We start from the raw sequence: 23,376 nt of genomic DNA on the forward strand, positions 1-23,376 counted from the left end.
ATTATCCATGAAAATCCTACTTACCAGCCTGCTGTTGTGCTTATGCACAATTTCAGGTTATGCTCAAATAGACCCTAACCCGGGAGATACCCTTACCTATTCGGCCAGCGATATAATACGTATGCTTGAACAACGAAGCAAGCTTAAAGCCGTATCGGAAATTAACCGGAGTAAACTTAGAACCCGAAAGATGGAAGCCGATTTAAGACGGCTAACCACCCGCGACAGTGTAAATGCATTGAAACCTACCCGGCATCACGAAAATGTGGTAATCAACTGGACAGAGAAAAATTCGGTGGGAATTAATTTGAATGAGGTGGCTTTTGTTAACTGGAATGCAGGGGGGAATAATTCTATTTCAGCATTGTTTCACGCCAATTTTGCCCGAAATTTTAAAAAGCGGCATACGGTGTGGAAAAATTTAATCAATTGGCGCTACGGGGTAAATGCACAGGAAGGCAGGGAATTAAGAAAAACCGAAGACCTTTTGGAGCTTACCTCCACCTTTAGTTATCGCAAGAACGAGAACTCAAACTGGTTTTATTCTGCCCGGTTTAATTTTAATACCCAATTCAGCAATGGATACCGCTATCCCGATACCGATACGCCCATATCGAGATTTATGGCTCCGGGATACCTGTTCCTGGGGGTTGGTAGTGAGTTTTCACATCCTTCAGAAGATCTTACCGTTTATATGTCTCCTTTAACTCAAAAATCGACTTTCGTTTTTAGCCAGCGCCTGGCCGATGAGGGAATGTTTGGGGTTACCGGTGCAGTTAAAGATGAAGATGGGAACATCATCGAGCGGGGTGAAAATATGAGAACTGAGGTGGGGATTCTGGTCACCAGTGAATTTTCCAAAACTATGTGGGAAAATATAGATGTAAGTAATCGTATAAGCCTATATACCGATTATCTCAATGACTTCGGAAATGTAGATGTAGACTGGCAGTTAAACGTGAATATGAAGGTAAATGACTTTGTTAAGGCCAGCGTGGGGACACATCTTAGGTACGATAATGACGTAAAGGTAAAAAAAGACGTTACCGGTGACGGAAACCTCGAAACCCTGGGAGCCAGAATTCAGTTGAAGCAAACCCTGGGCGTGGGAGTAGTCTATGAATTTTAGTTTACAGCCTTAAACCCTGATATTTTTCGAAAGAAGCAACGGTTAATCCATCGGTAAGCGAGGCGGTGTAGGAGCAGATTTCCATCAAAGTACGGTAGACCGAGGTCTCTTCCTGCAAATGGGCCAGCTTTGGAACAGATTTTAAAACCAAAGCATTATAATTGGAGTTTTCCTGATCTTTCTCCGGGAGAAATGCCCGGGTGTAGGTGTTCAGGAGATGGGCTAACATTTTATAGCCTGCTATCTCTTTATTGATCACTTCCACGCTTTGATAAATCTTTTCCACACTAATTTTAATGATGTCTTTTATCTGGGCCTCATAACTGCTCTTGTCAAATAAGGCTTGCTGAAATTCTCCACTTAAAATAGCTTCTTCATTCCTGATAAAGCAGTCTACAGCTTCGCCAATAAGGGTGTTTATAGCCAGGGCTCTAAGATATGCCAGCCTATCGGCCGTGTTTTGCAGGCTGTGATATTTTTGGGTGTTGATGTTGGCTTTTACAAGATTGATAAGATATTCCAGCGCATATTCCTCGTCGATTAGGCCAAGGTTAATTCCGTCTTCGAAATCTATGATGGTGTAGCAAATATCATCGGCAGCTTCTACCAGGTAGGCGAGCGGATGCCGAGCAAAACCAAGGTCATCTCCCTTGCCCCTTTTAGGCAGGCCTAATTCCTGTGCTACTTCGGCAAATTTTTCGCGTTCGGTTTGAAAAAAGCCAAATTTTTTATCGGCAATGTGCGGGCTGGGTTTATGGGGTAGAGATTCTTTCGGATATTTGGTAAAAGCCCCCAGGGTTGCGTATGAAAGTCGAAGTCCCCCGGCAATGCCGGGCCTGTCTTCGGTGAGTATTTTAAATCCGTTGGCATTCCCTTCAAAATTCACAAGATCGGCATATTCTTTTTCGCTAAGATGTGCTTTAAATCTTTTGCCTTCGCCGTGCCTAAAGTATTCACCAATAGCCTTTTCACCCGAATGCCCAAAGGGAGGATTACCTATATCGTGAGCCAGCGCGGCAGCCGCTACAATAGCTCCAAAATCGTTCATTTTATAGCCGTGAATAGTTTCCAGATGCGGATGTTTTTCTAGAATTTTTTGACCGGCCAGGCGTCCTAAAGATCGTCCTACTACCGAAACCTCGAGGCTATGAGTGAGGCGGGTATGTACAAAATCGGTTTTAGAAAGCGGGATTACCTGGGTTTTATCCTGAAGGCTTCTAAAGGCCGAAGAAAATATGATACGGTCGTAGTCTACCTCGAAACCAAGGCGGGTTTCGTTTTGTTCTTTTCTTAATCTTTTATTGGTGTCTCCAAATCTTTTAAGCGAAAGGAGTTGTTCCCAGTTCATCATAATGCTGTATTTCGGCTAAGGGGTCAAAAATAAGAAACTCTGCGAATAAAAAGGGCCGGCAATACGTGGGGGTATTACCGGCCAATAACTACCGGGGGTAGATTGTATTTTTCGAACTCAATAAACGCCGCGTTGGGGGTCGCGACGTTATTGAGATCGTGAAATGGCATCTTCGCCAAATTCTTTATTTTCTTTAGGGTCTTTTTTACTGTTCTGCTGAAGTTTGCTCGCCCGGCTCTGAGCCAGCGAAATATTTGGCTCTGATAAAACTGCGGTTTCTTCAGCTAAATTCTTGTCAAAACCTAGATTTTGTAAGAGATCTTCGGTAACTAAATTCACATATTGCTGCAAATGCTCCTCCTGCATTTCAATAAGGCTTACCGGGAAATCGTTTAAAAATATCTCCAAACTCAAATTTCGGGTGCCAATAATTATTTGCCGGGCTTTTTCAGCCGACACCTTTTCCTGAAGGTAATCGTTGAAAAGGTCTATCACTAAATTTCGATGAAGACTTTTATCCCGGGAAATTTGATCGCAATAATTTGAAAGCCCGGGCATAATATTCTTTTTCTTCAGAAATATGAGAATTGAAAGCCCGGTAGAAAAGAAGATGGCATTAAATGCGGCAGAGGCTAGCAGAAGTTCGCCAAAACTGGCATTTTTGCTGTATTTCGATATAAATTTTTCAAGCTTTTGAAGCCTGGGAGCCACGGCGGTTACCAGCTTTTTTTCTTCTCTCGGGGTTTGGGTCCAGATACGGCTGAATACTGAAAATGCCTGTAGGTGCACATTTTCGGCCTGTAATAAAAGGTTGATAGAAAACCCGGCTTCAGGTAAAGCGATTTTATTTTGTATGTTTTTGCTTAGGTTTTCAGTAACCTTTTTCTGGGTTCCTGCAAAAAAGGCTAAAAGATTGTTGAGGTATTCGATTTCGGCTTTTGCCGAACGCGGTTTGCGTACTTCTAATTCTTCGGTGGTTTGGGCGGGATCCAGAGTCCAGAGATTCAACTCCAGTTTCTTGTACCAATCCCAAATATCGTGATGTTTAACCGGAAAAATTACAAAACGATTCTTGTCCTGTTGTAGTAAAATTTCCTCTGATGGCATTGACATATTTTAGCTGTAAGAAGCGTTTGTTGTTATATTCTCAACAAATATGTAAAAATAAATTGTTTTTTAAAGATTTAATAATAAAAGCTTTTGAACAAAGTTGTTAACAATTTGAGTCTCAGAGTTTTATAAGCTGTAGAAAGCAAAGGAGAAATTTAACTATAATGTTGAAAATTAAGGGTTTACCCCCGAGTATTTATTAAGTTTTAATTATGAATTGTGTAAGGGCGTAAGAATTAAAAGATGAGGATTTTAACTAAAATGAAAGGGATAGCCTACAAAATCTTTTGCCTGCCTATCCCTTTGATTTATTAGAGATTTCTAAACCATTCTTCAAAGTATTTCCCAAAAATGGGAACCGGTTTTTTTTCGTTATTAATGGCGTGGATAAGTCCCATAATCCACAGATAAAGCAGGAATAAAGTTCCTAAAAAACTTAGAATTCATCCAAGGATGGGAATCATCCCTACAACAAAAAGTCCCAGGCTAAGAACGACCAGGCCCAGGGATTGTTTGATATGGTAAGTTGCGAAATCTTCCTGCTTGTCTTTGTTCATCACAAAGGCTATGGCTAAACCTATGATGGTGAGATAGGCGATTATTGCGATGGTTTTCGCATCAGAGCCTGTGGGTGAGGCCTGGCTTTGAGTGTGTGCATCTTTCATATTTTTGGTTTTTATAGTGAGTTGTAATCGTTTTTATTGATAGTGAGTTGCTGTTTTTCCAGACCTACACATTTCATACTGCCGCTTTCTTTGGGCCTTTTCTTATTCTTAAAATCCATCTCCATCATAAGAGCGTTTCCTTCTTTAAGCCAATCGGCGTTAAAACCTTTAGGGAATTTTACCTGCTTATTTTTCTGCATATTCATAAAACTCACGGGAGCTTCGTTGGTGACATACATCGTCATTAGGTGCTCGTCATCTTCGACCTGGTAGCCTTTGCAGCGATAACCCAGTATTGTTTTCTCACCCAGCTCGGTGATGCGATAATCGTCGAGGTAATCTTCTTCCATATCTGCATCCTCTATATCAAATTTGCTGGCCATTAAAAGTTTATTTCCTTCAGAATTGAAATACATCACGCTAAGGTTTTTATCCATATCGAGCACCATATACATATCGCCGCCTTCTTTCATATGCATTCCGAAATAGGAGTCATTTTCACTTAGAAAATAATTCAAGTTTAAGGTACCCTGTTCGGTGGTCATTTGCATTTGGTAAGCCCAGTCGAATTCATAGCGCTCGGGGACCTCGCTGGCATCTACCCGGTTGGCACCCATAGCCATTGGGCCTTTGCTTAGCTGGGTTTCCCACATCTTGTTGAGGGATTTGTCGGCTTCAGTGGCAGCTTTATCAGCGATATTATCGGTCACCTTTTGCTCTACCCGTCGTTCTACCTTGTCTTTGAGATTTTTTAAAAATTGGGCATTGGAACTAAATACCATACCCAATGCGCAGATAATGCTAAAAATTAAATTTTTCATCACTTAAAATGTTTAAATTTTAAGCAGGTTAGGTAAGGGGGATTCGGGGTTCTGCGGGGCAGGGCAGAAATGCAGGGTAAGTATTATTTCAACAGCAAAAGATAAGGAATTTAAATCGAAGTTTGAAATTAAATCCCTTAAAATGAAGCTTTTAGATCAGGTGATTTTGGATTGAATTTATGCCCGGCTAATCGCAATTATTTCTTCAAATCCCTGGCGGCTTTTTCAAGTTCGGCATACCAGGTCTGGCCAAATTTTCTAATCAGCGCATCTTTTGTGAATTTATATACCGGCACCTGTAGTTCTTTTCCAAGACTGCAGGCATCGTCACAAATTTGCCAGCTGTGATAATTCACGGCCGAAAATTCTGAGTATTCCTGCACTCTTACCGGGTATAAATGGCAGGATACCGGTTTTTTAAAATCGATCTTTCCGGCGTTGTAGGCTTCTTCAATTCCGCATAAGGCGGTGCCTTTATCATCAAAGGTCACATAAGCACAATCGCCCCCATCGATAAGCGGGGTTTCGATTTCATTATTTTCAGTAGTGATATAGGTGCCCTGTGCTTCAATAGCTTTTATTCCTTTTTCCCGCAAATAAGGTTTTACCTCGGGGTAGATTCGGTCCAGAATTTCGCGTTCTTCGGGTTCTACCGGAGCCCCGGCATCGCCTTCAACGCAACAGGCTCCTTTGCAGGAGGCCAGATTACACACAAAATCCTGGCTTATAAGCTCTTCTGAAACTATGGTTTTTCCTAACTGAAACATGGGGCAAAGATAATTTTATGCCGGTAATTCGAAAACAAATGCTCAAAATTAATCTGAACTCACTTCCTGCAGGCTTAGTTCTTCATAAATATAAAACTGGCATCGGTAGGCATGGCGTCCAGACTCGCATATTTAACATCTTTAGCGTAAGCCCTGCCGTCTTTATCGGTAAACAGATCTACCACTTCATATTTTATGAGGTTCCAACCCGGTTTCAGGTCGAGCTCGTAATGTGTGGTGCCTATATAATTTTCACCATTATGCACATAGCTTTCGATGCTACAGCTACCGCTTATTTTCGCTGGTTGGCTTACATAATAATAATCCAGGGTGTATCCATTAACCGCATTTTCCTGGCCAAATGACGAAAAGTAGCTCGCGAATTCTTTTGAGCTAACAGGCATAAAAAAACCTATATTTTCCCGGCCATTGCTATCACTTAATTCAAAAACCCCCATAGTCGATAAATTTGCAACCGGTTGGGCAGCATTCTCATATTGGAGGTCACCGCTGTAGCAGGAAAAGGCTTCATTGAGATTAAGCCGGCGACTGGACCATTGGCCTTCAGGATCGCTTTGTTCATCGGCATTAAAATCGCTGATTTCTACCAGCGGAATATTAAAACTCCCATCGGCATTGATAAGGCCCTGGCGTTCGGGCTCATTGGAATTTCCCATAAAATCGGGTTTTACAATCAGGGCTTCACCCATATTCCAGTCCTGAATTTTTCCTGAAAAACTGTTCTGCGCACCGGCTGTAGAGAAAATTAATCCCGCCAACAACATCAAATAAATTGCTTTCATAAACCTTGAATTTTAAATTATCGGGGGGAGATTTTGACCTGGGGAATTCAAGAGAGAATTTACGAAATTATGCAATATGAAGCTGAATTTTTCTTCTGAAAATCCTTAGGCCCAAGTTTATAATTATTTAATGTTCAGAAGTATGGCCCGGAAAGAAATTAAAATTAGTTTTGCCGAAAATTTGGAGCTATGTGGGAAACTATCAACACCAAAGAGATTTTTGCTGCAAGTATGGTTCTTTTTGCGGTAATTGATATTATTGGGGGCATCCCAATTATCATAGATTTGCGCCAAAAGGCCGGGAAAATTCAAAGTGAAAAGGCTTCTTTAGTCGCCGGGATCTTAATGATCCTGTTTTTATTTGTAGGTAAAGAAATTCTGAATTTAATTGGGATCGATGTAAATTCCTTTGCCGTGGCCGGTGCCTTTATTTTATTCTTTCTGGCTTTGGAGATGATTCTTGGAATTACTTTGTATAAAGACGAGGCCCCTGAAACGGCTTCGGTAGTTCCCCTGGCTTTTCCGTTAATTGCCGGGGCGGGAACCCTAACTTCGATCTTATCGCTAAGGGCCGAATACGCCACCCTGAATATCATCATCGCAATTGTTATAAACATTATTATAGTTTATATAGTTCTAAAATCTTCAGGGAAAATTGAGAGCATCCTGGGCAAACAGGGAATTAATGTGATCAGGAAAATTTTTGGTGTTATCTTGCTGGCCATTGCCGTAAAATTATTTACCGCTAATATTCAAAGTTTATTTTCATGAAATATTTGATTTATACCATCGCAATTCTTGCTGTAGTCCTAACCGGCTATAATCTAACCTATATCGATTTTAATGAGCCTTTAGAAGGCGATAGCGGTACCGCTGTATTACTTAGCGTTGCCGGCCTGTGTGTGATTGTGTTAATGGGAATTCTTCTAATCTCCAGAAAAATAAATGCCAAACATAAATAAACCCGATTTTGATGTGCTTATCGTGGGGGGTGGTGCAGCCGGGCTCTCCTGTGCGCTCATTTTAGGTTCGGCACTGGAGAAAGATTTTGCCCGCAATAAACGAGTGGGCATTGTTTTGCATCAAAAAGCTTCTCATTTACAAAGTGCGCTATTCAATAATGTTCTGGGACTGGAACCCGGCACTACCGGAATGGAAATCCTCAGCACCGCACCCGGGCATTTGGCTCAAAAGTATCCGGGTGTAATTCAGCTGGAAAAGGAGAGGGTAAAAGAAATTCGAATATCGGGACAGGTTTTTGAGATTCTTACCAATAAATCTGAATATACGGCAGCTTCAGTAGTCGTGGCGGTGGGCTATAGCAGCCCTATGAGAATTAAAGGGTTTGAGGAATATATTATTCCGCATAAAAAAGCTAAACCCGAAAAGCAGCGCCTTCAGCTAAAAAATGAAGATCACCTGGGTTTACCGGGATTATATGTTGCGGGTACCCTGGCCGGCTGGAGAAGTCAGTTCGCGATTGCCTGCGGCAGTGGTGCCAGTGTGGCTACCGATATTTTAACCCTGTGGAACGATGGGGAGCACACGAAAGTGCACGATAAACTGCTTTAGTTAAGGATGAAGAATGCCATAATGGTAAGTGGCATACAACAAAACATAAGGACCAGGAAAACCCGGTGTAGCAACCTGAAAATCAGGGCTTTTTGTAAGCTGGATTTAAAGCTCAGGTCCTTGCTGTTCTGAATGTGGTATCTTATACATTTAATGGAAACATTAGAAGAATTTACCAATATTTCTTGTTGAAGCAAAATTAGGGTGCTATTGTCTAAAAGCCTGAAGCTCACTGCGATGATGTAGCAAAGCAGCGGAGAGACCAACATAAAAATTACAAGATTTTCGTAAAATTCGTTCACCTTGCCAATTTAAGGATTTTCAACCGATAATTCTATAAGTTTTTTAATTATCAGGTCATCTTCGTTCTTCAATTTTTCGTAGGCGGTAGTACCAAAAAGCTGCTGGGCCATAGTAGCTTTAAGATAACGAACCAGCACATCTTTGTATTTATAAACCCTGATGCTCAGATTTTCGCCCCGGCCAAACCTAATGAAGTCGTTGATGAGGTCGTCTCCAATTTCAAGTTGTTCGAAGTCTTTTCGGCTAAGCGAATTATAATAACTGCGATCTTCTTCAAGCACTTTAAAAATAAACCTGTCAATAAAACCTCCTTTAAGAAGAATGTTGAGTTGCTCCCTTTCGGTATCTGTATCTTTCGGAACAAAAACATCGGGAATTATGCCCCCGCCGCCATAAACTATGCGCCCTTTAGGGGTTTTGTATTGCAGGGAGTCATCTACACTAATGCTGTCGCGATTATTCAGTTCGCCATTTTTGTAGCGCTGCATATAATCTTTGAAATAGCTCTCATTTCCATTATTATACGGTCTCTGAATTGACCGCCCGGTAGGGGTGTAATAGCGTGCAATGGTAAGTCGCACCGCGCTACCGTCGCCTAACTCCATTTCCCGCTGCACCAGGCCTTTCCCGTAAGATCTGCGGCCTATTATAGTACCCACGTCATTATCCTGAAGCGCTCCTGCCACCACTTCGCTGGCCGATGCCGAATTTTCATTGATAAGAACGTAAACCCCTCCATTCTCAAAATCTCCTTTACGGCGTGCGAAGGTTTCTTCTATGGCCCCGCTTTTGTTTTTGGTGTAAAGTATAGGCTTTCCGTCTTTTATAAATTCATCGGCAATATTGATGGCTTCAGAAAGATAGCCTCCGGGGTTATCGCGCAGGTCTAAGGCAATTTTTTTTGCACCCTGTTTTTTGAGCTGGTCCAGGGCCGCTTTAAATTCCTTGAAAGTACTTTCGGCAAAACGGTTGATCTTTATATATCCCAAATCTTCGGTAAGCATATAAGACGCATCTACACTTTTTAAGGGTACCCGGCCGCGACGCACATTAAAGGTGAGCAAATCTTTAATTCCTTTTCTGAAGACTTTGAGAGTAACTTTTGAGTTTTCTTCTCCTTTTAGATGTCGGGTAAGAGAATCGGCGCTGTATTGTTTGTCGAATAATTGATGGCCATTGGCGTAGAGAATTCGGTCACCCCCGCGAATGCCTATCTTTTCACTGGGACCACCTTCAATGGCCTGAATCACCACCACGGTATCCTGCACATTGTAAAAACTAACGCCAATCCCCACAAAATCTCCCTTCATATTTTCGCTTACATTGGCATATTCAGCTGAAGGGATATAAACCGAATGAGGGTCGAGATTCTCCAAAATCCGGTTTACAGTAAGGTCTACAATGCTATCGGTATTTACATTGTCTACATACTCATAATCTATATAATCGATGAGCCTGTTGAGTTTTTCTTTTTTGGGGTTTGAGGAGAACAGGCCATCTTTTGAAGAGGAAAAATTGAGTTTCCCGCCCAGTAAAATACCAAGGCTGCAGGCCAGGGCCAGCAATAAGGGCAGGTATATTTTCGATTTTCCTTTCAATCTTCCAGTTTTTCTATTTGTTCCAAATTCACTCCGGCTTTGCGAAGAAATTCAAGACCCGAATTGTCTTTGTAATCTATATGGTACACCAGCCTGGTAATGCCCGCCTGATGTATGAGCTTGCTGCATTCCTTGCAGGGGGACATCGTGATATACAGCGTGGCTCCCTGGCAGGTTTGCGTAGACCCCGCTACTTTTAGAATAGCGTTGGCTTCAGCGTGTAAAACGTACCATTTGGTGTATCCTTCATCATCTTCACAATAATTTTCAAAGCCTGTTGGGGTACCGTTATATCCATCAGAAATTATCATTCTGTCTTTTACAATAAGCGCGCCAACCTGTTTGCGTTTGCAATGAGATAATTTACTCCATTCTCTTGCGATTCTTAAATAAGCTTTGTCAAATTTTAGTTGTTTTTCTTTATTCATGATCTCAGGCCACTAAGGCGGTTTTGGGGGGAGAGGTTATACTTGGGTAGCCTGCATAAACTTCAGCTCTAATTTATTAAATCGCGAGAAAATTTTCCTGCAGAATTGGTAAAATAATTCCGACTACCAAACTCGAGCTTACCAGGATCCAATCGCGCTTGCTTACATTAAAAATATTCTGGGCTGCAAATGCTATAATCATTACAGCCAGCACTACGATTATCTGGGCAACTTCTATTCCCAGGGCAAACTCAAGCAAGGGCAGGAATTTGCTATCCTGGTTGGCCGAAACCATTTTAAAATAACTTGAAAAGCCCAGGCCGTGAATTAAGCCAAAGAAAACCGTGCTGAAATACAGCATACTCATATTTCTTTTCGCTTCCTTCTTGCCGGCGGTGAAAATATTATAAAAGGCAGTTAGCAAAATGGTGACCGGTATAAGCAATTCTACCCAGGCCGGGTCTACTTTTACAATTCCGTAAACCGAGAGAAATAAAGCCAGGGTATGCCCCAGGGTAAAAAGGGTGACCAGCCAAATGATTTTCTTCCAGCTGCTAAATCCATAAGCGGCAACCAGTACTATTAAAAACAGAACGTGATCGTAAGCCTGCCAGTCTAAGACATGTTCCAGCCCGAGCCTGAAATACAACCAAAATTGGGACATAGAGTTTTTTTATTAAGAAAAGGCCGAAAGTACAACATATTCAATAATTTGCAAAAACAGGCCGAAGCCTAAAAGATGGCTCTACTTCAGCTTTGGAGCTTGGGCTTTATTGGTTTAATCCTGATAAAACTCAGCTTTTTAAGCGGGCGTATGAAGTATCTTTAACTCAAACTCCAGCCTATGTCGAATTCTGGTTTTGATTTTTGGATGTTTTTCGCCGGTCTTGGGATTTTTCTCTTCGGAATGCGGCATCTCGAAGATGGGATTAAAGGCCTTACCGGGAAGGCATTCAAACAACTTCTGAAACGTTTTACCGGAAAAACCTGGAAAGGCATTCTCACCGGCGCCGGCATTACCGCCATCCTGCAAAGCAGTTCTATGGTGACCTTGCTGGTGCTGGCTTTTCTGGGCAGCGGAATTCTAGGCCTGAAAAGTTCGTTAGGGATTATTTTAGGAGCTAACCTGGGAACCACTATTACAGCCTGGATTGTGGCTACCCTGGGTTTCAAGATGAATATTGCCGATTTTTCCTTTCCTTTTCTCGCAGTAGGGATTTTAAGTTACTTGTTTCTTAACTCCAGACCCATCCTCAAAAACCTTGGCGGATTCCTGGTAGGTTTCGGGCTGCTGTTTCTGGGTCTTGATTTTATGAAAGATGCCATAGAAAACCTGGCCGAACAACTGAATCTAAATTTAGTGGCCTCCTATGGTTTATGGGCATTTTTGCTCGTGGGTATTGTGGTGACTGCTTTGTTGCAATCCAGTTCGGCACTTATCGTGATTATTTTAAGCGCGCTTAACGCAGAACTTATCGATATCGGTCAAGTATAAAAGCAGTAGCGGATTTCAAGGCTATTACCTGTCCGCCACCACCAAAGTTTATTAAATGCACAGACCTTGATTTTACCACTACACCCGCTATTGCTTTTATACAATGTTGTGCGTTCGGTGTTTTTTTTCGGTCGTCTGTCAGCGTTGGTAAAGACATACTCTTTTGCAATTTTGGGCTTGCGTGGTGGCTGGTGCGAATTGCAAATGTGTATGGCTTTTAGCGTTGGCATTACTTTTTTCTTTCCTTATAGATTTGTCTTAATTCTGAAATTTCCTTCAGTTCATCATTGATTTTTATTTTCCAAAATTTCCACCCATTAACACTTAAGTTAACTAATGCCCTTGCTGCACCACTCGGAAATGGATAAAGTTTCTGACTCCCGTCAATTTTCAGGTCAATAAAACCATCTGAATTTATCTTTGCTGTTTTAGTAGGATTAGTGTCAGAATATAAAACTGTTCCATTTTCAATAATTCCTTCGTCTAAAAGCATTTTTAACGTTATTTCAGTCAGGTCATTTGTTTTTGTTTCCATTTTCAAATAATTATATATCCTTAACTGCAAATCTTATATTGTATAGATGCAATAAGGATGATTTTATCGCTTCGTAATGTTGAGAAATTTCAAAAGCATCAAAAAGAACTCTCTCAAAATTTATTCTATCTGCTTGTTCAACTTCTTGTTCTAATGGTAGTCTGTTTCTATTTATGATTGGTTGAAATGATTTGACAATATCTTCTTTTTGCTTAGGTGTCAAATTGCTAATATTTAACACTTTATAGTCGTTCTTAAATTTTGTTGCTCTCAAATCAAGAGCTCCTTGTCCTCTACCAAAACCAAAACTTTCGATAAAAAACATACTTAAAACGCTGTTTAAAATTGCAAGAAATAAAGCTTGATTTTCATTTTTATATTTCTCCTTAATTGCAAATACAATCATCCTTTGATCGATAAACATTTCACCATTCACATAAGATATAAATAAACTTTTGTCATAATTTACGTTAGCGACAAAGTCTCCTTCCTTTTTAGGACGCATCTCATACCATTGCATACCTGTTTTTGCAAGAACTTTAGGTAAAGGTTTTCCTGTTCCATTTTTTTGATTTTCAAAAGATCTAATCCATTCTAAAGTACCGGTGTGCCCAAGAAACTCCAACTCCTCAATAGTCTTTGAACAGCAAAATGCGACTTTATTTGGGACGCTTTTCAGGCTTTTTGTGTTTTTTAAATCTTTCAACAAAGGCTTGAGATAATCTTTTTCAATCTTATTTTTGGAATGTGGATAGAATAGAGCATTTTTTCCTCTTCTTTCACCACGACTAAAACTAAAAAATGATTTTGCGTCAATTAGTTTTGCGCTCACTGAGTTGAGCCAATCAATATTAGTAAATAATGGCATCCAAGGCATACCGAAATCGTGATATACCTTTATTTTTTTTATTGAATAACTTTGTATTCCAATTAATTCATTCTCCTTTTTTAAGAGTATTCTTTCGCTCAATTGTTTAATATCAGGTATTTCGTTTATGCTTTCTTTTAGGGTGCAAAATGAAATTGTTCTGTTTTGGTCTATTGGAGTATTTGGGTTTCGCTTTTTTGCAATTAGGAAAGTAGTTACTACCTCTGCGTTGTCAAACCATTTTCCTTTTCCTGAAATTACAACAGTTTCAATGTCATAGAATTTTTGAATAAGCTCTAAGAAAATTTCTCCATAATCTGTTCCCAACCAAGCATTCGAAAGTATAAGCCCAATTTTTCCGTTTTCAGAAAGTAGCTGATGCAGATAAAAGGGGATGTAAGCGAAAATATCGCTTTTGCCACTTAGTGATTTTGTGGTGTCAGCTTCTTTTTGAATGAAATTGTTTATTTCTGTTATGTTCGGGTTTAATACTTCAATTTCTTTACTCTTGATGAATGGTAAGTTTGAAACAACATAATCTATAGTTGGGAAAATTTTTACAATATCGTTTCCATTGTTTGGGTCTTTGAAAGTTACATTTTGCCCTGTTGCTAATTCAATCACATCTTTTCTAAAAATGTTTAACACCTTGCCAATGTTGTTTGGCTTTGCCAAAGTAAGTGTAGACAATTGAATAGGGAAAGATTGTTTATCTGATGCCCAAATACTGTTTATAATTTGGTCTTGGTTGAACTCGTATTCTTCTTTGAGCAAATATGCTTGATTGATAATTGTTCCTGTTCCGCAACAGGGGTCAATTACAATTCCCTCTTTGTCTTCTATTGTTAACCTAACCAATAAATCGGCTAATTTTTTAGGTGTAGCGAATTGTCCTGCAACTTTCCGTTTTGCTGATACTATCGAAGATTGGAGCAAATTATGGAGGATTTCTATTTCAATTCCTGCAATGTTGATTGATGAAAGAAACTGATTTAACTGGATAATCTGTTTCCAAGCAGAAGTTGAAATGAACTCAATTGCAAGGTTATCGCTGAAAATATTCCAAAAATTACAATGCTCGGATATTGAGGCAATTATTTCCTTCGCTTGCTCAATCGAAGTTTCATTGTTTATTGATTCTATTGCTCTTGCTTCATTAAAATGTCTTTTCAGAACATTTGCGAAGATGATTTTAAAAACCCAATCTGTTAATATTACTTTTGAAAGAGTAGGTAATTTATTTGAAGCGTCTTTTGCTGCTGTCGGATTATAACCATATTCTGTTGCAGAGGATAACCACCAATTATTTATTTGAGCTTCAAGTCTTGAGTTTCTCCTTAAATTAGCCCTTATATTTTCTGCTGTCGAGGATATATTTTCGAGAATAACATCAATGATTGCATCAACAGCTAAAATTTCTGCAGAAACTTCATCCGATATTTCTCCTGATTCAAAATAGCCGTTTAAGTCTGAAAGTATGGTATGCAGTAATGACTTCCAAAGAGATTCTTTTGGTTTTACTTCTGATCGGTTATTAATGTCAATGTCATTCCAAGTTTTTAAAATTGTGAATGAATCTCCTTGTTTAGAATAAAGAACGGCACTCTTTACATTCCACAGAATAAAACTGTCTCTTTGTAAAATTTTGGCTTTTTTGATTGCATTGACAATGAGTTCAGCATCATTAATTGGCGTGTCAGGCATTTTCAATTCCCAACCTTGTAAAATGATATTTCTTGTTTGGTCTTTGAAAATCAACACATCAGGAAATAGACTTGACTTTTCGTTGCTTATGGTACTTTCACCACCTGCACTTTTAAAGTGCCAACTCTTATTTGCAAGGTGTAAGCCTATTTCACTTATTACGTCTATTGCCCAACTTCTTTCGTTGTAAGTAACTTTTGCCATTTCAGGTAGTTCAATTAATAAATTGCTGGACTTGCTTTAGCCTTTCCGTTTTTGTAATTAAGTGTATGATATTTTGCAATTGGCTCATTGAATAATCTTAAAGTTGATTCTTCAATTTCCTTGCGTTTAAGTGTTTCTTGAATTCTGTCAGTGCAAATTTTTATGTAATCAACTGGCTTTACTTTATGTAGCAGAACATCTTCATTCTTTTCAATCCCAATAAATTGTCTGTTTTCAAGAATTGCAGAAAGTAGGAAACTACCACTGCCACAAGCATTGTCAAGAACAACATCTCCTGGTTTTGTAAAGGTCTTTATGAGGTATCTTCCTAATTCAATTGGTTTTTGTGTCGGATGCAAAACAGGCCCTTCGGATTCCGCTGTTTTCACATATACAAAATCGTCAATGGGTTGTTCTTCATAGCAAACAACATCATTCGGGTATCTCTCACCATTGCTTTTTACGTGTTTTGGTTTAAAATCTCCATAACTACCTGTAAATTGGTCTTTTCTAATCCCTTTGTCGTATGCCTCTCCGTTCGTCATCTGAGGATTGTATAATGGTTGTTTTTTATAAAAAAGACAGATATCCTCGTGTTTACGAAGCGGCTGTTTTTTTGCATTAAGGAAATTTGTTGATTTTGACTTAATCCAAACAATTTTGTATTTGAACAATTTTTCGTTGCTCATAATTAACTTAGCTGTAAAAAGTCCTTGTGAGGTCAAGGCTATTGCTCCATTATCTTTGATGATTCTCTCATAATGTTCCCACAGTTGGTCTAAATCAATCACGGAATCCCATTTATTTTGTGTTGTTCCGTATGGTAAATCACAAAGAATCATATCTATTGACTTGCTTGGAATGTTTTTCATAACTTCTAAGCAGTCGCCTTGAATAACTTTGTTTATATATTGCTCTATTGATTTTGCCATTTTTTAAAATTTTAAATTTCCTTGTTTAACCTTAGACAACCTGTAGTATTTTGCCTTTTCCTCTGCCAATGTCAACAATTCTGTTGAGTCTGGAACTCGGTAAATCATTTCAGCGATCTTTTCGCTGTAAAATTCCTTTTCAAGAGATGTAATGTCAAGTTTAAAAACTTTGGCAAGTTTAGGAAGTATTTCCTCTGGAACATTGCGTTTTTTATTTTCAATCTTGGAAAGAGTTGATTGGTCTATATCAAGTGCTGCCGCAAGTTTTGTTAGCGTTAAGCCTTTCTCAATCCGCAAATTGTGAATGTATTCTCCAAATGTTTCTTTCATTACCTTGAATATTTTGCCTTGACAATTTTGTCAAAAATACTAATATTTCTCTACAATCAGAATTCTTGAGAAGTTTTTTTAGCTACGGCTTATGTCAGCGCGGTGGCAAAAAATGGCTCTTTTGGTTTTTTTTTAGCGTTGGCTCGTGTGTCGGAAAAAACCAAATGTGCCATTTGCGGGTCGGCTTTTACACTGACGCACAACTACAGTGCAGTAGCTATGGTGATAGGAGCTAACATAGGCACCACCGCCACTATGGTGATTGGTGCTCTTGGTGGTACCAGCGATAAAAAACGGCTGGCGCTGGCACATGTGACTTTTAATGTGGTTACCGGTACCTTGCTTTTCTTTCTCATAAGGCAGTTGGTAGATGTCACTTATTATTTCTTCGGAATTGAAGATCGTTTAGTGGAGCTGGTATTGCTTAATACCCTGCTTAATCTTATTATGATCGTTTTGTTCTATCCCTTTATCCCGGCTTTTACCCGATTTTTAAAGTCGCGTTTTGTGAGTAAGGTTCCGCAGGGAAGATCTGTGTTTATTCAGAATATCCCTCCTGAAGTGTCCGATGTGGCTATACAGGCATTAGGAGGGGAACTAAGGCAGGTTTACGACCTTACCCGGGCATTTATCAATGACTGTTTCCAGATTGGGAGAAATGCCAAAAGCAGGGAATTTCAGTGGAAAACGATCTTCAGCACCGCCACGAATTTAAGCCGAAAATACGAGGAGATTAAAAGTCTTGAAGATGAGCTTACCGGTTATTATGCGGTAATTCAGGAAAAAAACCTAAGCCCCGAAGAAGCTGCCCGATTGACCTCGGGGATAATGGCCCTGAGGTCTTTGATCTATTCAGCAAAAGATGTGAAGGATATTATGCATAACATTAGATTTATCCTGGACAGCGATGATGAATTTGCCAATAAAATACTGCTTAGGCTAAAAGATTTTGTAGATTCCCGTTTTCAAAAAATCGAGGTTTTTCTGGAGAAAGAGGAGTTTGTGGAGACTTCGGCGGGGATAATCCAGACCTGTCTGGAAGAAAATGAAGAATTTTATGAGAAAAGCATTCAGTTTTTATACGAAAATATTTCCCATAAAAAGCACTTACAGGTGCCGGTTTCTACTTTAACCAATATGATAAGGCAAAGCGTATCTTCAATGAATAATCTTTGTAATGCAATTCTGTATTGGAAATTTGGCCAGAAAGCAGCCAGAGAACAGGAGTATTGAGCCCGGCCTATGCCGACATTCGGGCGACCAAAACCACCGCTAAAATTACCCCGCCAATTAAGAATAGAATTTTTATGATATTTTCAAGCCTGTCATCTCTCATGGAAAATGAAATTATCGGCTAAGCAGGGAAGAAAGGGGGAGTGCACTAAAATTACAAAAATTGTAATCCAATATTTAAAAAACCTGTTAAAATTTGAAAATCAATAAGTTAGATCAGCTGATTTTTCTTCAAGACGCTATGGTAGGAATAGGTCATTTCTCTCAAAAGCCGTTTTTCCCGCTTATCAAAATTTCCCTGAAGCGTTTCGGGGGTTTCGTGAGAATAGTAATGCCAGGCAATAGCTTCGTGTTTATAAAGTTTTTGGATATCATGAGAGCAAACACTGGTGTAGGCTTCTTTAATACCGGAGTACCCTGGAGCATTTAAATTAGAAGGAGATACCACGAAAGTTAAAGCAGTTCGGTTACTAAAAATTATGCTTATACAATCGTCTTTAAGGAGATTAAATTCATTATCGCGTGTTAAAAATACAATTTGATTATCTCCATTAATCGTGCGCAGACCAATCCCGAGATTATTTTGTTGCTCTTCATCGTTAATCCAGAAATTCCCGAGTTTGAGTCCGCTAATACGTGAAAAGCTAAGCGAGGCCCTTTGATTTTTCGCTGGTTTAGAAAATGCTATAAGCGAATCGTTTGAAAAGCTATACACTTTCCAGTTTCCATCTTTAATTATAGTTTCCAGTCTCGGAAGTTCGGGAGTGGCAATGTCGAATTTTGAAGACCAGTTAGATTTAAGTCTGCTTAGAAGATTTCGCATATTTCGATGGTTAATAGAGAATAAAACTACAAAAAATGGTATTCGGGCTTCAAAATATTTTAAGTTTTTTTTAAGATTTAACGTTTAGGAAACCTGGCGGTGAAAAAATTGAAACAATAAAAGCGGGATATGAAGATTTTTTTTACTTTTGCCCTCCAATTCAATTTGCCTTGGTGGCGGAATTGGTAGACGCGCTGGATTCAAAATCCAGTTTCTTCGGAAGTGCGGGTTCGATTCCCGCCCAAGGTACTTGCAAAACCTCTGCTCCCGGCAGGGGTTTTTTTGTGGAAAAAAACTACACCCTTATAAAAAGGATGATATACCTTCAATATAAAATTTAGGGGAACTTATTATAAATTTCTTTTCGATGTAGAATAGTTATGAAATACAATTGGTTGGGTTTTATATACTCCAGGCCAATTCGATATGATTTTAATTTGATTCTATAGTAGCTTTTAAACCCAGCTAATTTTTTCAGGGTCTGAATATGTTTTAAAGATTTTTTTATTGAAGTTTCTATCAAATAATACCTTCATTAAGGTTTTAAATTTTCCATGATGCTTTCCCTGGAAACTGTTTTTCCTGTTTTATCGGCAGCCATTATAGAGCCTAACAGGAAATCTTCTTGTTCTTCTTTGCTTAACTTTCTTCCTTTCTCACCAAGTTTTCTTGCAAGCTCCAGAAGGAGCTCAGCATTGCCACTATTTTTGGTGTTAATAACAATTGTTTCCATTTCAAATAGTTTTATCTCAAATATAACAAAAATCCAGGTAATAAGTTTTGCTCTAAATATATGGAGTTGAATGCACTACACCTCCTGCAACTCCCTTTTATATTTGGCCTGAGGTCTTTTCTTCTTCGCTTTAAACTTCCTTCCGTACCAGAGCAAAAATCCGGTTACCGGCAGGCTGGCGATAAATAAGCTTATGCAAAAGGCTAAAATTTTTCCCGGCAAACCGGCAATGGCGCCCACGTGAATATCGTAGTTCATCCTTAGAATCTTATCGGCTACCCCGGCTTCTTCGTAAACTCCGTAGATGGTTTGACTGGGAATCTCACGAAGGTCGTTTTGATCATAATACCGGTAATCGGCATCGTAATAAATCCCTTCCGAATTTCCCACCTCTACGTACAGGCTGTAGCTGTCATCGTAAGGATAGTGAATTTCAAAATCTTTGGCATCGGGGAATTTAGCTTTTAACATAGGCAGTAATTCCCGAATAGGTTCCTCGCCGGCGGTGGCTTTAAGGACCCCGGTTTCATTTAATGGCACATCGAATATCGCCGATTTCTCTCCACCAATACTTTTGTGAACCGCCTCCTTAAAAGGTTCAAAAGCCATAACCAGTCCTGTAAAAATGAAAATCACCGCGATAAAACTGGCATAAAAACCAATCACCTGGTGCAAATCGTAATTTTTGCGTTTCCAGCCGGTAGTGGCTTTCCACTGAAACCTACTGCGTTTTTTCCAGATTTTCAGGTTTTTTGGCCACCAGAGAATAATTCCCGAAACCAGGATCAAAAAGAAAATCACCGTACTCCAGGCCACGATCTGTTCTCCGATTTCCTTCGGAAGCCAGAGCCGCATATGTCCGTCGAGCACGAAATGAAAAAATCCGCTGAGGTGATTTTCGGTTGCCAGCACCTCGCCGGTCCAGGGTTCTATAAACACCGAGCTGTAGAATTCTGGTTCGGGCTCATAAAAAATCACCTGTATGGGCTGGTCTCCACCCGGGTACAGGGTCCCGTGTACGTGCTTCCCGGGGAAAACCGCTTCGGCGATATGTTTGGCTTCCAGGGGATCGATTTCTTCCGCAGATTGTGGTATAACTTCCGGGGTATTATCCGTCAAAACTTTGATCTCTTCCTGAAATGCCCACAGGCAACCCGTAATGGCTACTATAAATACTACCAGGCCTGTGCCCAAACCTAAATACAAATGAAGTTGTCGCACCAAATTTCTAAGCCAGCCCTTTTTCTTCTTAGCCATTTCTATAATGAGGTTAGTTAATCAATATTTAGATTTAATCTAAATAGGGCGCTAAAATAAATGCGCGAATTGGGATTGACAAGTTTTATTTAGAATTTTTATAAATAAGGATTTGATTATTTCTTCATAATAGTTTCAATCTCAAATCAAATTCATAAACCGATTAAATTTCTAAATTTGCAGGGCAACTATTTTCACACATAAAACAACACAAGTCTATGCCTAATTTAATCCCTGAGGCTAAAATCTTTAACTGTACTCAAAGCCGTGAACTGGCCGAAAAAATCGCAGCTTCTTTTGGTACAAAACTGGGTAATGTAATTACCTCAACTTACAGCGATGGTGAATTTCAACCTTCGTTCGAAGAATCGGTGCGAGGCTCGCGGGTCTTTATTATTGGTTCAACCCACCCGGGAAGTGATCATTTAATGGAGCTGCTGCTTATGTTAGATGCTGCTAAAAGAGCTTCTGCGCGCCATATCACTGCGGTAATCCCTTATTTTGGCTGGGCCCGGCAGGATCGTAAAGATAAACCCAGGGTGCCAATAGCGGCCAAAATGATCGCCAGCATTCTCGAAACTGCGGGTGCTACGCGTATTATTACAATGGATCTTCACGCCGATCAAATTCAGGGCTTTTTCGAAAGACCCGTAGATCATTTATATGCTTCCACCATATTTTTACCTCATTTGCGAAGCCTGGGTCTTGACAATCTAACCATCGCCTCTCCCGATATGGGAGGTTCGAAAAGAGCCTATGCCTATTCCAAAGCTTTAGAAAGCGACGTGGTGATTTGCTATAAGCAACGCGCCAAGGCCAATGTGATTTCCCATATGGAGCTAATTGGCAACGTAGAAGGTAAAAACGTGGTCCTGGTAGACGATATGGTAGATACTGCCGGAACGCTCACCAAAGCCGCCGATGTGATGATGGAGCGGGGCGCCCTTAGCGTTAGAGCTATTTGTACCCACCCGGTACTTTCAGGCTCGGCTTATGAGCGCATCGAAAACTCCAAACTTCAGGAATTGATCGTTACAGATTCTATTCCGCTAAAACAGGAATCCCGGAAAATAAAGGTGGTAAGCTGCGCCGAACTCTTTGCAGATGTGATGAAGCGGGTGCACGAAAATGAGTCGATTAGCTCAAAATTCATCATGTAAGCAGAAGCTTGAATTTCAGAAATTTAAGTTTTCCAGGAAATTATGAAATCTAAGTTTTCATACAAAGGAAAAAAGCTTACTTTTGCAGCCTAAAAATTTTTACACATGAAATCGATTACGATCAACGGATCTAAAAGAGAAAGCGTAGGCAAAAGGTCAACCAAAGACCTGCGTAATGCTGGAAAGGTTCCTTGCGTATTATACGGAGGAGATGCTGAACCATTACACTTTGCTGCTGATGAAATTTCGTTTAAAGACCTGGTTTACACTCCCGATGTGCACACCGTGGTAATTAAGCTTGAAGATGGTACCACTTTCGATGCTGTACTTCAGGATATTCAATTTCACCCGGTTAGCGATGCTATTTTGCACGTAGATTTCTACCAGATTTACGAAGACAAACCAATTTCTATGGAAATCCCAATTCACACTGTTGGTGTGGCCCGTGGGGTTAAAAATGGTGGGGTATTGCGTTACAACCTGCGTCGTTTGAAAGTTAGAGGATTGCCTGGCGATCTTCCAGACTTCATCGAAGCCGATGTAACCAAGCTTAAAATTGGTCAAAAACTTTATGTTACTGCTGTTGAAGATGAGAAATTCAAAATTCAGCATCCAGATAACACCGTAATTTGTCAGGTAAGAACTTCAAGAAACATCGTAGCCCTTGAGGACGACGAAGATGATGAAGATGAAGTAGCTGCAGACGAAGTACCGGCAACTGAAGTAAACGAAGAAGGAAAAGAATAAGCTCTTTTTCAACCTTTAGAATTAATAAAAAGCATCCCACCGGGGTGCTTTTTACTTTAAATAAAGCTTGCTTCCGGTCTTGGTGCCCGGGAGAACTTTTTTAATTTTATATTTACTCCTCAAAACGAGCGTTTAATTGTTTCGGGCCAGGCCCGGGATAAAATTTAAAAGAATACTATGCTTTCTTTCTTCGGAAGAATTCTTAAACCAAAAGCTCCCCGGGAGGAAGAAACCGATCCCATGAAGAAATTTTTGATCGCCGGCCTTGGCAACATAGGCCCAAAATATGCCAACACGAGACATAATATAGGTTTTAAGGTGCTGGATTACCTGGCCGAAAAAGAAGAGGTGAGTTTCACTTCTGAAAAACTGGGAGATATTGCCCGCTTCAAATTTAAAGGCCGCACTTTTATTTTGCTGAAGCCTGCAACCTATATGAATTTAAGCGGAAAAGCCGTGAATTACTGGCTTCAGAAGGAAAAAATTCCTTTGGAGAACTTACTGGTAATTACAGACGATCTCAATTTACCCTTCGGAAGCATTCGTTTAAAAACCAAAGGCAGCGACGGGGGCCATAACGGGCTTAAGGATATTCAGCAAACTTTGAATACAACTAAATACAACCGCTTTCGGTTTGGTATCAGCGATGAGTTTTCCAAAGGCCAGCAGGTAGATTATGTGCTGGGAGAATGGGGTGAGGAAGAAGAAAAACAACTGCCCGAACGCCTGGAAAAGTCGGCCGAATTGGTTAAATCTTTTGGCACTGCGGGAGTGAACAATACAATGAATTCGTTTAACGGAAAATAGG

General features: G+C 39.9%; 26 protein-coding genes and 1 tRNA gene. 10 read left to right on the plus strand and 17 right to left on the minus strand.

Annotated features, from left to right (window positions below; all coding sequences use genetic code 11):
* Window positions 1-7 precede the first annotated feature (7 nt).
* Window positions 8-1,129 (plus strand): DUF3078 domain-containing protein, encoded by a 1,122-nt coding sequence (locus ACW6QP_RS01975; protein ID WP_457909152.1) that lies wholly within the window; start codon window positions 8-10, stop codon window positions 1,127-1,129.
* Between the two features lies 1 nt (window position 1,130).
* Here ACW6QP_RS01975 and dgt read toward each other — a convergent pair whose 3' ends face one another.
* From dgt to ACW6QP_RS02005, 6 genes are all read right to left on the minus strand, one after another.
* Window positions 1,131-2,477, minus strand: coding sequence for a dGTP triphosphohydrolase (gene dgt / locus ACW6QP_RS01980; protein WP_457909416.1), 1,347 nt, complete (start codon window positions 2,475-2,477; stop codon window positions 1,131-1,133).
* Window positions 2,478-2,627: 150 nt separating this feature from the next.
* Window positions 2,628-3,587 carry a ribonucleotide-diphosphate reductase subunit beta gene (locus ACW6QP_RS01985; RefSeq protein ID WP_457909153.1) on the minus strand — a complete coding sequence of 320 codons (960 nt, stop codon included), beginning with the start codon at window positions 3,585-3,587 and terminating at the stop codon, window positions 2,628-2,630.
* 446 nt (window positions 3,588-4,033) lie between these two features.
* Window positions 4,034-4,255, minus strand: coding sequence for a hypothetical protein (locus ACW6QP_RS01990; protein ID WP_457909154.1), 222 nt, complete (start codon window positions 4,253-4,255; stop codon window positions 4,034-4,036).
* An 11-nt stretch (window positions 4,256-4,266) separates the two neighbouring features.
* Window positions 4,267-5,076 (minus strand): DUF4412 domain-containing protein, encoded by an 810-nt coding sequence (locus ACW6QP_RS01995; protein WP_457909155.1) that lies wholly within the window; start codon window positions 5,074-5,076, stop codon window positions 4,267-4,269.
* Window positions 5,077-5,273: 197 nt separating this feature from the next.
* Window positions 5,274-5,843 (minus strand): DUF3109 family protein, encoded by a 570-nt coding sequence (locus ACW6QP_RS02000; protein ID WP_457909156.1) that lies wholly within the window; start codon window positions 5,841-5,843, stop codon window positions 5,274-5,276.
* A 74-nt stretch (window positions 5,844-5,917) separates the two neighbouring features.
* On the minus strand, window positions 5,918-6,646 hold the full coding sequence (locus ACW6QP_RS02005; RefSeq protein ID WP_457909157.1) for a hypothetical protein: 729 nt from the start codon (window positions 6,644-6,646) through the stop codon (window positions 5,918-5,920).
* A 189-nt stretch (window positions 6,647-6,835) separates the two neighbouring features.
* On the opposite strand from ACW6QP_RS02005, the gene ACW6QP_RS02010 reads away from it, so the two are divergent.
* From ACW6QP_RS02010 to ACW6QP_RS02020, 3 genes are read left to right on the plus strand one after another with little or no spacing between them, the layout of a single operon-like run.
* Window positions 6,836-7,417: a MarC family protein gene (locus ACW6QP_RS02010; RefSeq protein WP_457909158.1), complete on the plus strand. Its 582-nt coding sequence runs from the start codon at window positions 6,836-6,838 to the stop codon at window positions 7,415-7,417.
* Window positions 7,414-7,608 (plus strand): hypothetical protein, encoded by a 195-nt coding sequence (locus ACW6QP_RS02015; protein ID WP_457909159.1) that lies wholly within the window; start codon window positions 7,414-7,416, stop codon window positions 7,606-7,608. Before ACW6QP_RS02010 ends, ACW6QP_RS02015 begins: the two co-directional genes overlap by 4 nt.
* The gene (locus ACW6QP_RS02020) at window positions 7,592-8,218 is read left to right on the plus strand and encodes an FAD-dependent oxidoreductase (RefSeq protein WP_457909160.1); all 627 of its coding nucleotides are present in this window, start codon (window positions 7,592-7,594) and stop codon (window positions 8,216-8,218) included. Before ACW6QP_RS02015 ends, ACW6QP_RS02020 begins: the two co-directional genes overlap by 17 nt.
* On the opposite strand, the gene ACW6QP_RS02025 is transcribed toward ACW6QP_RS02020, so the two are convergent.
* The 4 genes from ACW6QP_RS02025 to ACW6QP_RS02040 all read right to left on the minus strand — a co-directional run bounded on the left by ACW6QP_RS02025 (window position 8,215) and on the right by ACW6QP_RS02040 (window position 11,211).
* Entirely contained in the window at window positions 8,215-8,520 is a 306-nt protein-coding gene (locus tag ACW6QP_RS02025; protein ID WP_457909161.1) for a hypothetical protein, read from the minus strand. The two genes, ACW6QP_RS02020 and ACW6QP_RS02025, sit on opposite strands and share 4 nt — an antisense overlap.
* A gap of 9 nt (window positions 8,521-8,529) precedes the next feature.
* The gene (locus tag ACW6QP_RS02030) at window positions 8,530-10,119 is read right to left on the minus strand and encodes a S41 family peptidase (protein WP_457909162.1); all 1,590 of its coding nucleotides are present in this window, start codon (window positions 10,117-10,119) and stop codon (window positions 8,530-8,532) included.
* Window positions 10,116-10,547 carry a deoxycytidylate deaminase gene (locus ACW6QP_RS02035; RefSeq protein WP_457909163.1) on the minus strand — a complete coding sequence of 144 codons (432 nt, stop codon included), beginning with the start codon at window positions 10,545-10,547 and terminating at the stop codon, window positions 10,116-10,118. The genes ACW6QP_RS02030 and ACW6QP_RS02035 overlap by 4 nt, the downstream gene beginning before the upstream one ends.
* Before the next feature lie 76 nt (window positions 10,548-10,623).
* Window positions 10,624-11,211, minus strand: coding sequence for a HupE/UreJ family protein (locus ACW6QP_RS02040; RefSeq protein WP_457909164.1), 588 nt, complete (start codon window positions 11,209-11,211; stop codon window positions 10,624-10,626).
* 180 nt (window positions 11,212-11,391) lie between these two features.
* On the opposite strand from ACW6QP_RS02040, the gene ACW6QP_RS02045 reads away from it, so the two are divergent.
* Window positions 11,392-12,042: a Na/Pi cotransporter family protein gene (locus tag ACW6QP_RS02045; protein WP_457909165.1), complete on the plus strand. Its 651-nt coding sequence runs from the start codon at window positions 11,392-11,394 to the stop codon at window positions 12,040-12,042.
* A gap of 229 nt (window positions 12,043-12,271) precedes the next feature.
* On the opposite strand, the gene ACW6QP_RS02050 is transcribed toward ACW6QP_RS02045, so the two are convergent.
* From ACW6QP_RS02050 to ACW6QP_RS02065, 4 genes are read right to left on the minus strand one after another with little or no spacing between them, the layout of a single operon-like run.
* Entirely contained in the window at window positions 12,272-12,577 is a 306-nt protein-coding gene (locus ACW6QP_RS02050) for a restriction system modified-DNA reader domain-containing protein (RefSeq protein ID WP_457909166.1), read from the minus strand.
* Window positions 12,578-12,587: 10 nt separating this feature from the next.
* Window positions 12,588-15,353 (minus strand): N-6 DNA methylase, encoded by a 2,766-nt coding sequence (locus tag ACW6QP_RS02055; RefSeq protein WP_457909167.1) that lies wholly within the window; start codon window positions 15,351-15,353, stop codon window positions 12,588-12,590.
* A gap of 14 nt (window positions 15,354-15,367) precedes the next feature.
* Entirely contained in the window at window positions 15,368-16,285 is a 918-nt protein-coding gene (locus ACW6QP_RS02060; RefSeq protein ID WP_457909168.1) for a DNA-methyltransferase, read from the minus strand.
* Window positions 16,286-16,288: 3 nt separating this feature from the next.
* Window positions 16,289-16,615 carry a helix-turn-helix domain-containing protein gene (locus ACW6QP_RS02065; protein WP_457909169.1) on the minus strand — a complete coding sequence of 109 codons (327 nt, stop codon included), beginning with the start codon at window positions 16,613-16,615 and terminating at the stop codon, window positions 16,289-16,291.
* A 219-nt stretch (window positions 16,616-16,834) separates the two neighbouring features.
* On the opposite strand from ACW6QP_RS02065, the gene ACW6QP_RS02070 reads away from it, so the two are divergent.
* A complete protein-coding gene (locus ACW6QP_RS02070; RefSeq protein WP_457909170.1) occupies window positions 16,835-17,848 on the plus strand; it encodes a hypothetical protein in 1,014 nt (337 codons plus the stop codon).
* Window positions 17,849-18,059: 211 nt separating this feature from the next.
* Here the strand turns inward: ACW6QP_RS02070 and ACW6QP_RS02075 are convergent, their stop codons facing one another.
* On the minus strand, window positions 18,060-18,671 hold the full coding sequence (locus ACW6QP_RS02075; RefSeq protein WP_457909171.1) for a hypothetical protein: 612 nt from the start codon (window positions 18,669-18,671) through the stop codon (window positions 18,060-18,062).
* Between the two features lie 167 nt (window positions 18,672-18,838).
* Between ACW6QP_RS02075 and ACW6QP_RS02080 the strand changes: the two genes are divergently transcribed.
* A tRNA-Leu gene (locus ACW6QP_RS02080) sits at window positions 18,839-18,920 on the plus strand.
* A gap of 286 nt (window positions 18,921-19,206) precedes the next feature.
* Here the strand turns inward: ACW6QP_RS02080 and ACW6QP_RS02085 are convergent.
* Together ACW6QP_RS02085 and ACW6QP_RS02090 are read right to left on the minus strand one after the other, a co-directional pair.
* Entirely contained in the window at window positions 19,207-19,404 is a 198-nt protein-coding gene (locus tag ACW6QP_RS02085) for a hypothetical protein (RefSeq protein WP_457909172.1), read from the minus strand.
* A gap of 75 nt (window positions 19,405-19,479) precedes the next feature.
* Complete coding sequence (locus ACW6QP_RS02090) at window positions 19,480-20,661, minus strand: PepSY-associated TM helix domain-containing protein (RefSeq protein WP_457909173.1); 1,182 nt, start codon at window positions 20,659-20,661, stop codon at window positions 19,480-19,482.
* Between the two features lie 218 nt (window positions 20,662-20,879).
* Between ACW6QP_RS02090 and ACW6QP_RS02095 the strand changes: the two genes are divergently transcribed.
* From ACW6QP_RS02095 to pth, 3 genes are all read left to right on the plus strand, one after another.
* A complete protein-coding gene (locus tag ACW6QP_RS02095) occupies window positions 20,880-21,821 on the plus strand; it encodes a ribose-phosphate pyrophosphokinase (protein ID WP_457909174.1) in 942 nt (313 codons plus the stop codon).
* A gap of 105 nt (window positions 21,822-21,926) precedes the next feature.
* Entirely contained in the window at window positions 21,927-22,568 is a 642-nt protein-coding gene (locus ACW6QP_RS02100; protein ID WP_457909175.1) for a 50S ribosomal protein L25/general stress protein Ctc, read from the plus strand.
* A gap of 177 nt (window positions 22,569-22,745) precedes the next feature.
* Window positions 22,746-23,375, plus strand: a complete 630-nt coding sequence (gene pth / locus ACW6QP_RS02105) for an aminoacyl-tRNA hydrolase (RefSeq protein WP_457909176.1) — start codon at window positions 22,746-22,748, stop codon at window positions 23,373-23,375.
* Window position 23,376: the final 1 nt, after the last annotated feature.

It is taken from the genome of Salegentibacter haimaensis (assembly GCF_054121495.1).